At 73.4% G+C, this 12,721-nt stretch carries 14 protein-coding genes; 7 read left to right on the top strand and 7 right to left on the bottom strand.

Annotated features, from left to right (window positions below; translation table 11 throughout):
• Nucleotides 1-128 precede the first annotated feature (128 nt).
• Both D7147_RS01955 and D7147_RS01950 read left to right on the top strand, forming a co-directional pair.
• Complete coding sequence (locus tag D7147_RS01955; protein WP_120673501.1) at nucleotides 129-1,091, top strand: DMT family transporter; 963 nt, start codon at nucleotides 129-131, stop codon at nucleotides 1,089-1,091.
• Between the two features lie 111 nt (nucleotides 1,092-1,202).
• Nucleotides 1,203-3,425, top strand: a complete 2,223-nt coding sequence (locus D7147_RS01950) for an APC family permease (protein ID WP_120673500.1) — start codon at nucleotides 1,203-1,205, stop codon at nucleotides 3,423-3,425.
• Between the two features lie 8 nt (nucleotides 3,426-3,433).
• Here the strand turns inward: D7147_RS01950 and D7147_RS01945 are convergent, their stop codons facing one another.
• Nucleotides 3,434-3,616 (bottom strand): hypothetical protein, encoded by a 183-nt coding sequence (locus tag D7147_RS01945; protein ID WP_120673499.1) that lies wholly within the window; start codon nucleotides 3,614-3,616, stop codon nucleotides 3,434-3,436.
• A gap of 156 nt (nucleotides 3,617-3,772) precedes the next feature.
• Here D7147_RS01945 and D7147_RS01940 point away from each other — a divergent pair, with 156 nt between their 5' ends.
• Nucleotides 3,773-3,988 (top strand): hypothetical protein, encoded by a 216-nt coding sequence (locus tag D7147_RS01940; RefSeq protein WP_120673498.1) that lies wholly within the window; start codon nucleotides 3,773-3,775, stop codon nucleotides 3,986-3,988.
• A 113-nt stretch (nucleotides 3,989-4,101) separates the two neighbouring features.
• On the opposite strand, the gene D7147_RS01935 is transcribed toward D7147_RS01940, so the two are convergent.
• Together D7147_RS01935 and D7147_RS01930 are read right to left on the bottom strand one after the other, a co-directional pair.
• Complete coding sequence (locus D7147_RS01935; RefSeq protein WP_147437318.1) at nucleotides 4,102-5,016, bottom strand: CU044_5270 family protein; 915 nt, start codon at nucleotides 5,014-5,016, stop codon at nucleotides 4,102-4,104.
• The gene (locus tag D7147_RS01930) at nucleotides 5,009-5,587 is read right to left on the bottom strand and encodes an RNA polymerase sigma factor (RefSeq protein ID WP_233562873.1); all 579 of its coding nucleotides are present in this window, start codon (nucleotides 5,585-5,587) and stop codon (nucleotides 5,009-5,011) included. Before D7147_RS01930 ends, D7147_RS01935 begins: the two co-directional genes overlap by 8 nt.
• A 169-nt stretch (nucleotides 5,588-5,756) precedes the next feature.
• Between D7147_RS01930 and D7147_RS01925 the strand changes: the two genes are divergently transcribed.
• Both D7147_RS01925 and D7147_RS01920 read left to right on the top strand, forming a co-directional pair.
• Nucleotides 5,757-6,284, top strand: coding sequence for a SigE family RNA polymerase sigma factor (locus D7147_RS01925; protein ID WP_233562872.1), 528 nt, complete (start codon nucleotides 5,757-5,759; stop codon nucleotides 6,282-6,284).
• A complete protein-coding gene (locus D7147_RS01920) occupies nucleotides 6,281-7,696 on the top strand; it encodes a hypothetical protein (protein ID WP_120673495.1) in 1,416 nt (471 codons plus the stop codon). Before D7147_RS01925 ends, D7147_RS01920 begins: the two co-directional genes overlap by 4 nt.
• On the opposite strand, the gene D7147_RS01915 is transcribed toward D7147_RS01920, so the two are convergent.
• Both D7147_RS01915 and D7147_RS01910 read right to left on the bottom strand, forming a co-directional pair.
• Nucleotides 7,665-8,390 carry a GNAT family N-acetyltransferase gene (locus D7147_RS01915; protein WP_120673494.1) on the bottom strand — a complete coding sequence of 242 codons (726 nt, stop codon included), beginning with the start codon at nucleotides 8,388-8,390 and terminating at the stop codon, nucleotides 7,665-7,667. The two genes, D7147_RS01920 and D7147_RS01915, sit on opposite strands and share 32 nt — an antisense overlap.
• A 51-nt stretch (nucleotides 8,391-8,441) precedes the next feature.
• Nucleotides 8,442-9,266, bottom strand: coding sequence for an SDR family NAD(P)-dependent oxidoreductase (locus tag D7147_RS01910; protein ID WP_120673946.1), 825 nt, complete (start codon nucleotides 9,264-9,266; stop codon nucleotides 8,442-8,444).
• Between the two features lie 107 nt (nucleotides 9,267-9,373).
• On the opposite strand from D7147_RS01910, the gene D7147_RS01905 reads away from it, so the two are divergent.
• A complete protein-coding gene (locus tag D7147_RS01905) occupies nucleotides 9,374-10,330 on the top strand; it encodes an HpcH/HpaI aldolase/citrate lyase family protein (RefSeq protein ID WP_120673493.1) in 957 nt (318 codons plus the stop codon).
• A gap of 45 nt (nucleotides 10,331-10,375) precedes the next feature.
• Here D7147_RS01905 and D7147_RS01900 read toward each other — a convergent pair whose 3' ends face one another.
• On the bottom strand, nucleotides 10,376-10,918 hold the full coding sequence (locus tag D7147_RS01900) for a DUF4190 domain-containing protein (RefSeq protein ID WP_120673492.1): 543 nt from the start codon (nucleotides 10,916-10,918) through the stop codon (nucleotides 10,376-10,378).
• A 116-nt stretch (nucleotides 10,919-11,034) separates the two neighbouring features.
• Between D7147_RS01900 and D7147_RS01895 the strand changes: the two genes are divergently transcribed.
• Nucleotides 11,035-11,940 carry an SDR family NAD(P)-dependent oxidoreductase gene (locus tag D7147_RS01895; RefSeq protein WP_120673491.1) on the top strand — a complete coding sequence of 302 codons (906 nt, stop codon included), beginning with the start codon at nucleotides 11,035-11,037 and terminating at the stop codon, nucleotides 11,938-11,940.
• A gap of 45 nt (nucleotides 11,941-11,985) precedes the next feature.
• On the opposite strand, the gene D7147_RS01890 is transcribed toward D7147_RS01895, so the two are convergent.
• Nucleotides 11,986-12,546, bottom strand: coding sequence for a DUF4190 domain-containing protein (locus D7147_RS01890; protein ID WP_120673490.1), 561 nt, complete (start codon nucleotides 12,544-12,546; stop codon nucleotides 11,986-11,988).
• Nucleotides 12,547-12,721 lie beyond the last annotated feature (175 nt).

Below are 12,721 nucleotides of genomic sequence, written 5' to 3'. Positions count from 1 at the left end.
CCGGGCGTGAGGGGGTCGCCGGCGCGGACCGCGTGATAGTAGCGGAGCGCTGACGGTACGTGGTCGTTCGGGTCGTGTGAGGATTGCTCCCCGTGTCCCCAGCTCAACACCGCCCGCCGCGCGACCCGATGACCGTCGGGGCGCTCGCGCTCGCCGTGGTCGCCGTCTCGTCGTCCGCACCCCTCATCGCCTTCGCGGCCGCCCCCGCCCTGGCTGTCGCGTTCTGGCGCAACCTCTTCTCGGTCGCGTTGCTGGGCCCGTTCTCGGCGACCCGCCGCCGCGCGGAGCTGCGTTCGCTCACCGTCGGCGCCGGCCGACGGGAGGGCCTCTACTGCGTGCTCTCCGGTGTCGCGCTCGCCGCCCACTTCGCGACCTGGATGCCGAGCGCCCAGCTCACCTCGGTCGCCGCGGCGACCGCCCTGGGGGCCACCCAGCCGGTGTGGCAGGGGCTGATCGCCCGTGGCCAGGGGCGGCGGTTGCCGCCGGTGGTGTGGGCGGGCATCGGGGTCGCGGTCTCCGGCGCGGTGCTCGCCACCGGCGCGGACTTCTCCGCCTCCGGCCGGGCGTTCGCCGGTGACCTGCTCGCGGTCGCCGGTGGGCTGTTCGCGGCGATCTACACCGCCTTCGGCGAACGGGCCCGGGTCAGCATCAGCACCACCACGTACACGACCGTCTGCTACGGGGTGTGCTCGTTGATCCTGCTGGTCGTCTGCCTGGTCGGCGGGGTGCCGGTGACCGGGTTCGACGGCCGCACCTGGCTGGCCATCCTCGCCCTGGTGGCCGGTGCCCAGCTGCTGGGGCACTCGATGTTCAACTACGCGCTGCGGCGGGTCTCCGCCACCACGGTGAGTGTGCTGATCCTGCTGGAGGCGCCGGGTGCCGCCCTGCTCGGCTGGGTGTGGCTCGGTCAGCTGCCCCGGACGCTCGCCCTGCCCGGGTTGGCGCTGCTGCTGGCCGGCGTGGTCGTGGTGGTGCTCGGCGGCGCCCGAGCGGCCCGCCGCGCCACCCCCACCCCCATCCCCGCCGCCACCCCCGCCGCCCTCCCTCCCGACGCCACCCCCCTAACCGCCCCCGCCGACGACCGCCGCTGACGGCGGGGCGGGCGCACTTTCTCCGAAAGAGTCGCCATTCCGCCGCCGGAGCGCCCACTTTCCGTGAAAGTGCGGGAAGGAGAAGCGCGGCGGGGAGCGGGAAGGCGGGGTATGCGGGGGCGGGGGAACGGGGGTGGAGGTGAGGGCGAGGGGGCGCCGGCGACGGTGGTCACGCCCTCGGCCGAGTTTCCACCGCTGGACCGGGCGGAGCTGGGCGCGTTGCGCAGCATCGGTGAGCAATGGCAGGTCCCCTCGGACGGACCTCCGCCCGCCCCGAACCGGCTGCCGCTGGATCCGACGCTCGAACGGACCCGGGCCGAGCCGGCCCCCGGCCGGTTCGGGCGGCTCGCGCCGATCGCCATGTTCCGGGCGGGCGAGCCGGGCGAACTGGTGGCGACCGAGCCGGCGAACGCCCCGTCGACCCGGGCGGGTCAGGCGCTGTTCCGCTGCCGTCGGGCGCTGTTCGGCCCGCCGCTGACCAGCGCGGCGGTCTTCTACGAGCGGATGCGCAAGCTGGTCGCCCTCCCGGTGCTCTCCTCCGACCTGCTCAGCTCGGTGGCGTACGGGCCGGAGGCGATGCTGGCCGTGCTGGTGCTCGCCGGCAGCACGGCGCTCGGTCTGTCGCTGCCGCTCGCCGCCGTACTGGCCGTGCTCATGGTCGCCGTGGGCCTCTCCTACCGGCAGACGGTGGTCGCCTACCCGCACGGCGCAGGCTCGTACGTGGTGGCCCGGGAGAACCTCGGTGTCCGGCCGGGACTGCTCGCCGCGGCCGGTCTGATGGTCGACTACGTGCTGACCGTGGCGGTGTCGGTGGCGGCCGGGGTGCATGCGGTCACCTCGGCGCTGCCCGGGCTGGCCCGGTACACCGTGCCGCTCGGGCTGTTGACGATCGCCGTGCTGCTCGCGGGCAACCTGCGTGGCGTACGCGCCGCCGGGAACCTCTTCGTATGGCCCACGTACGCCTTCGTGTTCGCGCTGCTCGCGGTGCTCCTGGTCGGCTACCTGCGGGCCGGCGCCCGGGGTTTCGAACCGGTCCCGCCGCCGGCGGTGCCGGCCGCCGAGGGGCTGGGGCTGCTGCTGGTGCTGCGCGCCTTCGCGTCGGGGGCGGTGTCGATGACGGGCATCGAGGCGGTGTCGAACGCCGTCCCGGTCTTCCGCCCACCCGAGTGGCGAAACGCCCGCACGACGCTCAGCTGGATGATCGGGATGCTGGTGGCGCTCTTCGTCGGGCTCACCGTGCTGATCCATTTGAACGGGCTGGTGCCGACCCCGGAGAACACCCTGCTGTCCCAGCTCGCCCGGGCGACGTTCCCCACCGGCCCCTGGTACGCGCTGGTGCAGGCGGCCACGGCGCTGATCCTGCTGCTGGCCGCGAACACCGCGTTCAACGGATTTCCCCGGCTGCTCTTCTTCATGGCCCGGGCCGGGCACGCACCCCGCCGGTTTCTGCACATGGGGGACCGGCTGGCGTTCAGCAACGGCCTGGTCGCCCTCGCGGTCACAGCCGGCGCGGCCTTCCTCGCGTTCCGCGGCCGTACCGAGGGGCTCATCCCGCTCTACGCGGTCGGCGTCTTCCTCGCCTTCACCCTGTCCCAGGCCGGCATGGTGGTGCACTGGCGTCGGCGGCGGAGCCGGGGGTGGCGTCGGCGGGCGGCGATCAACCTGCTCGGCGCCGTGCTCTCCGGCGTGGTGCTGGTGACGGCCGCGATCACCAAGTTCACCGAGGGCGCCTTCTTGGTGGTCGTCGCCGTGCCGCTGCTGGTGCTCACCTCGCTCGCCATCCACCGGCACTACCGGCGGCTGCACCGGTCGCTGGCGCTGCACGCGCCGCCGGACGGCCGGCGTCCCGCACCGCCCGCCGCGGTCGCGCCGCTGCCCGGTGCGGCCGAACCGGGTGCGCCAGCCGAGGCACAGGAGCTTCCGCAGCAGGTACAACACCTGGTGGTGGTGCCGGTCGCGCGGCTGAACCGCGCGTCGCTGCGGGCACTGGCGTACGCGGCGTCGCTGCGCCAGCCGACCCTGGCCGTGCACATCGCCCCCGAGGATCCCGAGGCGGACCGCTTCCGGGAGCAGTGGGAGGCGTGGGGTGACCACGTGCGGCTGGAGACGATCGTGTCGCCGTACCGGACGGCGATCGGGCCGCTCGCCCACTACCTGGAGGCGCTGCGCATCTCCCGCCCCGACGTCCTGCTCACCGTCGTCGTACCCGAGGTGGTGGTGCGGCGGCCGTGGCACCGGCTGCTGCACAGCCGGGCGGAGCATCGCCTGCGCCGTGCCCTGCGCGCCCTGCCCGGCGTGGTGGTGACGAGCCTGCCCGTGCACCTCGCCGACTAGCGGGTCGCTCAGTACCGGTCCGGCCGGTTGCCGGCCCGGCGGAGCACCTTGAGCACGTCGCGCGCCCACGTCAGGTTCGCGCACCCGTCGTCGCCGCACCGCCGGCACGCACCGTGGGCGTGGTGCTCCCGGATGATCCCCTTGGCCAGCAGCGGCAGCCACTGCGCCCGGGACAGCTCCCGCTCGATCATCGGACCTCCGCAAGACGGGCAGGCCCGGCCACCGAACCCCGTTCAGGCAGCCGGACCGCTCACCGGATGTAGCCGCTCCAGCCTCACTTGCAACGTTAGCACTGTCAAGCTTGCAAGTGGCAACGTGTGCAGGTTGCACGTACATACGGTCAGGGCGTGAGACTCGTGGCGCTCTCCGATATCGCCGAAATGCTCGGTGGTGTGTCGCGCACCAGGACCACCGAGATCACGAACCGCGCCAGCTTCCCGGCCCCCGTCGACACGGTGGCGAGCGGCAAGGTGCGCGTCTGGGACCGCGCAGCGGTGGAAGCGTGGATCGCCGAGTACCGCCCGTACCAGGCGCGGGGAACAGGCTCCGACGAGCAGCCCTGAACGCAGAACTACGGCCCGGACCATCAGGTCCGGGCCGTAGCTGACCGGGTGCGCCGCAGCGGAGGCGCACCCGTTCAACCGGGATACCGATCAGGCGTCCGTCGCGGACGTGGTCAGGGGCGCCGGCCCACCTCGTCCACGACGGCGACCTCCAGGATGGCCGAGGTGCCGGCCGTGCCGAGGAAGGTGTGGCTCTCCTCGTCGAAGACGAGCACCCCGGATTTGCCCTCGTGCGACCAGGCGATCCCGATGCCGGGCCGCCCCGCACCGTCTGCGACGTCCGGTACGACCGTGAGTCCGGGGATTCGCGCGGCCGCCTCGAAGAGCGCGGCCCGCACCTGGGGGCGGAGGTACTTCGACGCGAGGAGGTCGTGCACGTCCTTGCCCAGGGCGTTCGAATCGCCCGGCTCGCCCCGGTAGTTCGCGTTGAGGTGGTCGAGCATTGCGTCCGGGTCGGTCGGCAGGTCGGGCAGGTAGGCCGGGCTCGGCGTGCACGGCTCGGTCCGCCGTGGGTCCAACCGGCCACCCTTCGTCGCGGCCGCCCGCCCGTCGCGGCAACCCGGCACTGGCATGTTCTCGACGTCGGTCGCGGGCGTCTGCCGGAGCAGCCCGTCGTGTGTGCCGTCGACCGACAGCCAGGACTCGTCCGTCGAGTCGCCGGAGCGGGTCTTCGTGTAGACGAACTGGTCGGGGCGCGGCTCGACGTCCGGCAGCCGGAGCGCTGCCGCCGCCGCGCCGTGCAGGACCTGCGCCGCCTCCGCGTGGGCGGCCGGGACCTGACCGCCGATCCGGTCGGGGGCGAGCACGAGCACCGCGGCGACCGCCGCCGCGACGCCGGCCGTCGCCCAGCCGGCCAGCAGGAGACGTCGCACCCGCCGGGTACGCCGTACCGGACGCGCCGCGGGTTCGCCGCCGTGCTGCTCCGCGCCCATCCCGGCGAGGAGCCGACCACGGGCGGGCGCGAGATCATCGGTCTTCAGGAGCGGGGCGTTCCCGTCCAACTCCCGGACCATTCGCAGGTCATCCATTGCTGAGCCTCTCCTCGAAAGTCGTGCTGGGGTCGGTTTCGCCCAGCGCCCGGCGGACCTTGCGACGGGCCCGGTTCAGTCGGGAGCGGACGGTGCCGACCGGGATCGTCAGGGCCGCCGCCACCTGCTCGTAGGTCAGCTCCTCCCACGCGATCAGGAGCAGGACATCCCGATCGCCGGGGGAGAGCTCGGCCAACGCCCCGGTCAGCAACCGGCGAAGCGACCGGGCCGTCACATCGGCGTCGATCCGGTCGGCGGGGAAGTCCTCGCCCCGATCCGCGGCGAGGGCCTGCCGGAGGCGGTACTCGCGCAGCTCGGCCCGCCGGTGTTGACCGACGAGGTTGGTCGCGATCCCGTACAACCACGGCCGGGCGTCGGGTCGCTGCGGGTCGTACTGCCCCCGTTTGCGGAACGCGGTGAGGAACGTCTCCGCCACCAGGTCGTCGGCCGTCTCCCGGCCCAGCCGGCGGGCCAGATACCGATGGATGTGGGAGGCGTGCCGGTCGAAGATGACGGCGAAGCAGTCCGGATCCCGCGCCGACCTCTCGATGACTGTCGAGTCGTCCTCCATGTCGACGACGATCCCGCCTTGCCCTGTCCGATGCATACGCGACCTTTCGTGGGCGCTGAGGGTTCACCCGGTTATCAGCAGAACGGCCACGGAGGGTTCACGACGGATCTTCGATACGGTTCCCTCCACAGCGCGCTCGCCCGGCGTCTGTCCGGGTGAGGAGGGCGAGTTGACGACTGAGGAGCGAGCCCGGGCCGGCTTCGCCGACTTCGTGCGGGCCGAGAACGCCGCGCTGACCAGGTTCGCGTACCTGCTCACCGGCGACCGGCACCACGCCGAGGACCTGGTCCAGACGGCCCTGGCCCGGGTGGCGGTGCACTGGGAACGGGTCGACGACCCGGCCGCGTACGTGCGCCGGACGCTCTGCACCCAGGCGGCGAGCTGGTGGCGATGGCGGCGGGTCCGCCCACCTGAGCAGCTCGGCGGGGCGGTGCCGGAGCGTACGACCGGACCGGTCGAGGACCCGGACCTGCGGCTGACCCTGCGGGCGGCGCTCGGCCGGCTGACCGCCCGGCAACGCGCCGTGCTGGTGCTGCGGTACTACGAGGACCGCTCCGAGTCGGAGACCGCCGTGCTGCTCGGCTGCCGGCTCGGCACGGTCAAGAGCCAGACCCGGCACGCGCTCGCCCGGCTGCGCGTCCTCGCCCCCGAACTCGCCGAACTGGTCGGCCGGGCCCCCGAGGAGGTGTCGCGATGACCACCCGGCTCACCCAGGCGCTGCGTCACCTGGCCGACGAGGTGCCCGCCACCTCCGTACCGGAGGAGCTCTTCGACGCGGCGCGGACCCGGCACCGTCGTCGCCGGACGGTCGTGGCCGCCGTCGTCGTCGTCCTGGTCCTGCTGGCCGGCACCGGGTACGCGCTGCGCCCGGTCGCCCTGCCGGCACCCGCGACCCCCCGGGTGGACGAGCCGGGGCTCCCCACCCGGCTGGTCGTTCCACCGCTGCGTACGGCGTCGGTGCGGGAATCGGCGCCGGGCGCGGCGGCGCTGCTCTTCGGCGGCCCGGCGGTGCGCACCGACTGGTTCGAGAACCGGATGGGGGTGCTGGCCGCCGACGCGGACCGGTACCGGGTGCTGGACGCCGGCACCAACGTGCCCGGGTTCGAGGCGCTGCTCTCCCCGGACGGCCGGTACGCGTGGGAGCGGGGAAGGCTGTACGACCTGACCACCGGCAGCACTGTTCCGGGCGCGCCGATCGGCCAGCCGCTTGCCTTCGCGCCGGACGGAACCCGGCTCGTCTACGCCGCCGACGGCACGTTCACCCCGCCGAACACCTACGCCACCCCGTACGTCGGGGTCTACGACCGCAGCAGCCGGGCCGAGGTGCTGCGGGTCCGGGTGGGCAGCGCCTGGATCCCGCCAGGGCGCACGGCCGCCCTTTCACCCGACGGCGGTGAGCTGGCCCTCCAGGTCCGGGACGAGGTGTGGCTGACCCGGGTCGCCGACGCGGGCGCCGATCGCAGCGCCGAGCCGTACCGGAGACTGCCGCTGACCGGGGGCCGGCTCGCCGGGGCCGGGTCGTGGCCGCCGGACGGGCGGTCGGTGGCCGTCCTGGAGCGGTCGACGTGCACCGACTGCCCGATGCCGTCGTACCCGCGCACCTGGCGGTTGGCGACCCGCGCCGTCACCGACGCGGTGGCGCGGCCCGCCGCCGCCTTCCCCGAGCTGCGTTCCCGCTCGTACGTGCAGGTGCTCGGCTGGCGCTCGGCGGACGAGGCGGTGGCGTTGGTGGGCGTACCCGGCCCGGAGGCGGTGGACCGGCCGGAGGAGCACGACATCGCGTGGGGCCCCTACCACGAGCTGGGCACCGAAGCGGTCGAACTGGTGCTGCTCCGCCGGGGTGCGCCGGCCCCCGAGGTGCTGCTGCGCACCCCGGCCGGGATCACCGAGCTGGCGGTCGCCGCCGACCTCGCGGTCGACGGCGACGTACGCCCGTCCGGCCGCCCCGACTACGGCCCGCCGCCGTTCTGGCTCGTCGCGCTCTGGCTGCTCGGCGCGGCGGCGCTGGCCGTTCCGCTACTCGCCCTGCTCCGCCACTGGCGTGGCCGGCGCACCGGGGCGCGCCCACCGCGGGCGGTCACACGTCGTGGACCGGGAGCACCCGGGTGATCGGGGCGGAGTCGCCGAGCCCGGCCCGCAGCGCGAGCCGCTCCGGGTCGGCCAGGAAGCTCTCCAGACCCTCCGGGGCGGTGAAGCGGATGACGTGCACCTCCTCGCGGCCGTCGTCGGTGCGCAGCCGCCGCTCCAGCCGCCCGCCGTGCCGACCGAGCAGGGCGAGCACGGCGTCCTCGTACCGCTGTCCGGCTTCGACGTCGGAGAGCTCGACCAGCGCGACCAGCCGCACCGTGCCGGTCGGGTCGGCGACCAGCGACTTCCAGAAGTGGTGGTCGACGTGGCCGCCGGGGATTCCGTCCCGGATGCCGGTGTCGGTGTAGCCGTGCCGCCGGTAGAAGTCCGGCGCCTGGAACGAGAACGACGACACGGAGATCTCGGTGCAGCCCCGCCGCCGGGCCTCCTCCTCGGCCGCCCGCAGCAGCCGGCCACCCCATCCGTCGCGCCGCCGGTCGGCCCGGACCCACACGGTGTTGATGCCGGCCCGCCCGCCCCAGGTCCAGCCGGTCAGGCCGGCGATCAGTCCGCCGTCGGCGTCGGTGACCCGGACGGAGAGCCCCGCCTCGTCGTCGGTGCCGGTGGCGGCGTTGTTGAACGCGGTCAGCTCCCGGTCGATGCGCTCGGTCAGCTCGGCGTCCTCGCCGGCAACGTGCAGGATCGGCCCGGTGGTGGTGTCGTTCCCCGTCGTCATGGCGCGGAGTATGGCAGCGATGGGGTGCCCTAGGCAGACCCCTTTTGCGGGTCAGCCGTCGAGGCCGACGGCCTTGGCGCTGGCCGTCCAGAGCCGGTCGGCCAGCTGCGGGTCGGCCGCCTTGCGCAGCGGACGACGCAGCCTGCGGTTGTAGTAGTAGGCGCCGTTACGCAGCCGGGCCGGATCGGAGTTGACCAGCCAGAGCAGCGTCTCCGCGCCCTTCTCCGGGCTGCGGAACGGCAGCAGGCGCATGCCGGCGGCGACCAAACGGCTCTCGTTGCCGAACCGGGTGCGCACCACGCCCGGGTGGAAGCAGTGCGCGTGGACGTCCGACCAGCGCCGGGCCGCCTCGGCGGTGAAGAGGATGTTCGCCTGCTTGCTGGTGCCGTACGCGGTCAGGGCCCGGTAGCGGCGCAGCGGAAGGTTGAGGTCGCCCGGGTCCAGCGCGCCGCTGCGGTGCGCGCCGGAGGCGGTGACCACCATCCGGCCGACCCGGTCCCGCAGCAGGTTGGTGAGCAGGAACGGCGCCAGATGGTTGGCCTGGATGGAGAGTTCGAAGCCGTCGACCGTGGTGACCGGTTGGAGCACTATCGCTCCGGCGTTGTTCACCAGCACGTCGATCCGGTCGTACGCCGCCCGCAGCTTCTCGGCCAGCCGGCGTACGTCGTCGAGCACCGCGAAGTCGGCGCGGAACAGCTCCGGCGCCAACCCGGACGCGTCCCGGACCTGACTTCCGGCGGCCTGCAGCCGGGCCGGGTCACGCCCGACCAGTACCACCTGGTCGCCCCGGCGCGCGAGGTCGACCGCGGCCGCCCGGCCGATGCCCGAGCTGGCGCCGGTCACCACCACCAGGCGACGCCCAGTGAGATCTTCCACAGCTCCGTTCACCGCGGTCATGGCGTGAGGTTACCGTGGCGTAACTCCCTTTGGGATCGTTAAGTCGCCGGCGTCGTCGGCGGACGCCGCGCTGGAAGGAGCCCTCCATGGCCGCTCTCGGTCGACCCCGCAGGTCCTGCCTCGCGGTGCCGGGTTCCAGCGTCAAGATGCTCGGCAAGGCCCAGGGGCTCCCGGCCGACCAGGTCTTCCTCGACCTGGAGGACGCGGTCGCGCCGCTGGCGAAGCCGGACGCCCGCAAGAACATCGTGGCCGCGCTCAACGAGGGCGACTGGGCCGGTAAGACCCGGGTGGTACGGGTCAACGACCTCACCACCCCGTGGACCTACCGGGACGTCATCGACGTGGTCGAGGGTGCGGGCGCCAACCTGGACTGCGTCATGCTGCCGAAGGTGCAGAACGCGAGCCAGGTGCAGTGGCTGGACCTGACGCTCACCCAGCTGGAGCGGACCCTCGGCCTCGAGGTCGGCCGGATCGGTATCGAGGCGCAGATCGAGAACGCCGCCGGTCTGGTCAACGTGGACGAGATCGCCGCCGCCTCGCCGCGGGTGGAGACGATCATCTTCGGTCCGGCCGACTTCATGGCCTCGATCAACATGAGGTCGCTCACCGTCGGCGCGCTGATCCCGGAGTACCCCGGCGACCCCTACCACTACATCCTGATGCGGATCCTGATGGCTGCCCGGATGCACGACAAGCAGGCCATCGACGGGCCGTTCCTCCAGATCCGGGACGTCGACGGGTTCCGCGAGGTGGCTCGGCGTTCGGCCGCGCTCGGCTTCGACGGCAAGTGGGTCCTGCACCCGGCGCAGATCGAAGCGGCGAACGAGGTCTACTCGCCGGCGCAGGCCGACTACGACCACGCCGAGCTGATCCTCGACGCGTACGAGCACTACACCTCGGAGGCGGGGGGCCGGCTCGGCGCGGTGCTGCTCGGCGACGAGATGATCGACGAGGCGTCCCGGAAGATGGCCCTGGTCATCGCCGCCAAGGGGCGGGCCGCCGGGATGACCCGCACGTCCTCGTTCACCCCGCCCTCGCAGTGAGCGGCGGTCGTGCCGTCCGGGACGCCCCGGACGGCACGATCCACGTCAGCTGCTCTGGTTGGCGGCGATGACGATCGCGATGATGATGACGATGGTGGCGAGCACCGCGATCCCCGTGGAGACCCAGCCCATGATGATGCCGGCGGTCGCCATGCCCTCGCCGCTCTCGCCCCGCTCGCGGATCTGGCGCTTGGCGATGTGACCGAGGATCGCGCCGACGACGCCGATGATTCCGCCGACGCCGTAGCCGCAGAGGCCCATGACTCCGGTGATGCCGACGACCATCGCGGCGACCGCCATCCCGTTGGTGGCGGGCGCGGGCGGATAGCCGTAACCCGGGTAGCCCGGCGGCGGGCCGGGCTGCGCGTACGGGGCGGCGGGCGGCTGCTGCTGGGCGTACGGGTCGTACGGGGCGGCGGCCGGCGGGTGCTGCCCGGCGTACGGGTTGACCGGGGCGTACGGGTCGACCGGACCGGGCTGGGCGGGTACCGGCGGGCCGCTCATCGGCAGTGTCGGATCAGCCGGCGTACCGGGCTGCTGGCCCGCTCCCGCCGGATCGTTCCAACCGGACGGTGGGGGATAGGTCATGCGTTCTCTCCAGTGGCTGCGTGTGCCGCCAGGGTATCCAGCACCGGGCGAACCCGATGACCCTCGGACCCGGGTGCCTCGTTGCTCGGGCCCGCCGGAACGGGCAGGATCCAGGCATGGCAATCGACGCGCGCGCCGCGGACCGCTCCGGCAGTCGACCGAGACGGGACGCCAGCCGTCCGAGCTTCGCGCGACGTAACCGTGCGGCGGCACCGAACACCCCGCCCGATCAGGACGCGCCGGCCGCACTGCCGGAGCCGGCGACGATGCGGCTCGACGGTCGGGTCGCGCTGGTCACCGGGGCGGGCAGCCCGGACGGCATCGGTTACGCGACCGCCCGCCGCCTCACCGACCTGGGGGCTCGGGTGGCCATCGTCTCCACCACCCGCCGGATTCATGAGCGAGCGAGCGAGCTGGGCGTCACCGGGTTCGTCGCCGACCTGACCGACGAGTCCGAGGTTGGTGCGCTGGCCGACGCGGTCGCCGAGCAGCTCGGCGACGTCGAGGTGCTGGTCAACAACGCCGGCCTGGCGAGCCGGGCCAGCCCCGAGGTGCTCCGCCCGGTCGCCCAGCTCAGCTACGACGAGTGGCGTGGTGAGATCGACCGGAACCTGACGACCGCCTTCCTGTGCAGCCGGGCGTTCATCGGTGGGATGTCCGAGCGCGGCTGGGGGCGCATCGTCAACCTGGCCGCCACCGCCGGGCCGGTCAACGCACTGCCCACCGAGGCGGCCTATGCGGCGGCCAAGGCGGGAGTGGTCGGACTGACCCGTGCCCTCGCCATGGAGGCGATCGCGGACGGGGTGACCGTGAACGCGGTGGCACCTGGCACGATCTACACGGCGGCGTCCACCATGGCCGAGATCAAACAGGGCCTCGGTACGCCGGTCGGGCGGCCCGGCAGTCCGGACGAGGTGGCGGCGGCCATCGCCTTCCTCTGCTCGCCGGCCGCGTCGTACATCACCGGGCAGATGCTGGTCGTCGACGGCGGCAACAGTGTGCGGGAGGCCCAGTTCCGCTGAGCGGGGCGTGGGCGGGGCAAGCCCGGGCTTGGAGTCGGCGGATGGTCAGTAGTTGACGCCGTCGTTGCCGGCGAGGATCACCACGGCGAGCCAGCCGCAGCAGGCGAGCAGCCCTAGGGCGGTGAATACGTAGCTGAGGATCAGCCCCCAGGTGGCGAGCTGGTCGCCCTCCTCGCCGCTGGTGCGCAGCTGCCGCTTCCCGAGGTGGCCGAGGACGATGCCGGCCGGTGGGAAGACGAACGCGAAGATCAACGACAGGATCGCCAGCACGTTGGTGCGGACCGGGCCGGCGGGTGGCGGACCGTACTGCCCGTAGGGCGGCTGCGGGGCGTACGACGGCTGCTGTCCCCACTGCGGGCCCGGCGGGTAGCCGCCCGGCTGACCGTACGGCGGCTGGCCCGGTGCGGGTGGGGTGGGCGGCTGGTCGCCGGGCGGCAGGTACGGCGGGCGCTCCGGTGGCGGGCCGAACGGCGAGCCCTCGTCGGCCGGGGGTGCGTAGGGCGAGCGCTCCGGTGGCTGCGCGGAGCCCGGCTGGTCCTGTGGCGGCTCGTAGGGGGAGGGCGGCTGCTCGCCACCGGGTGGGTCGGACGGTGGCGGGTTCGTCACGGTCTCCTCCTCCGTGCCGGCGCAGGGTCATGGCCCTCTTGCCGGACGCTACCGGAGCGGTGAACCTTTTCACAGCGGTTGTGTGGACTGGTCACCTTGGCCCAGCCGTGCGAGGCGACCGATACTGACCGAGCGTTAGGTTACCTACGAGTAATCGTTGATCCCCGGAGGCTGA

This window comes from Micromonospora musae (assembly GCF_003626545.1).
GTDB classification, from domain to species: Bacteria; Actinomycetota; Actinomycetes; order Mycobacteriales; family Micromonosporaceae; genus Micromonospora; species Micromonospora musae.
This window is presented reverse-complemented; position numbering and strand designations above follow the sequence as displayed.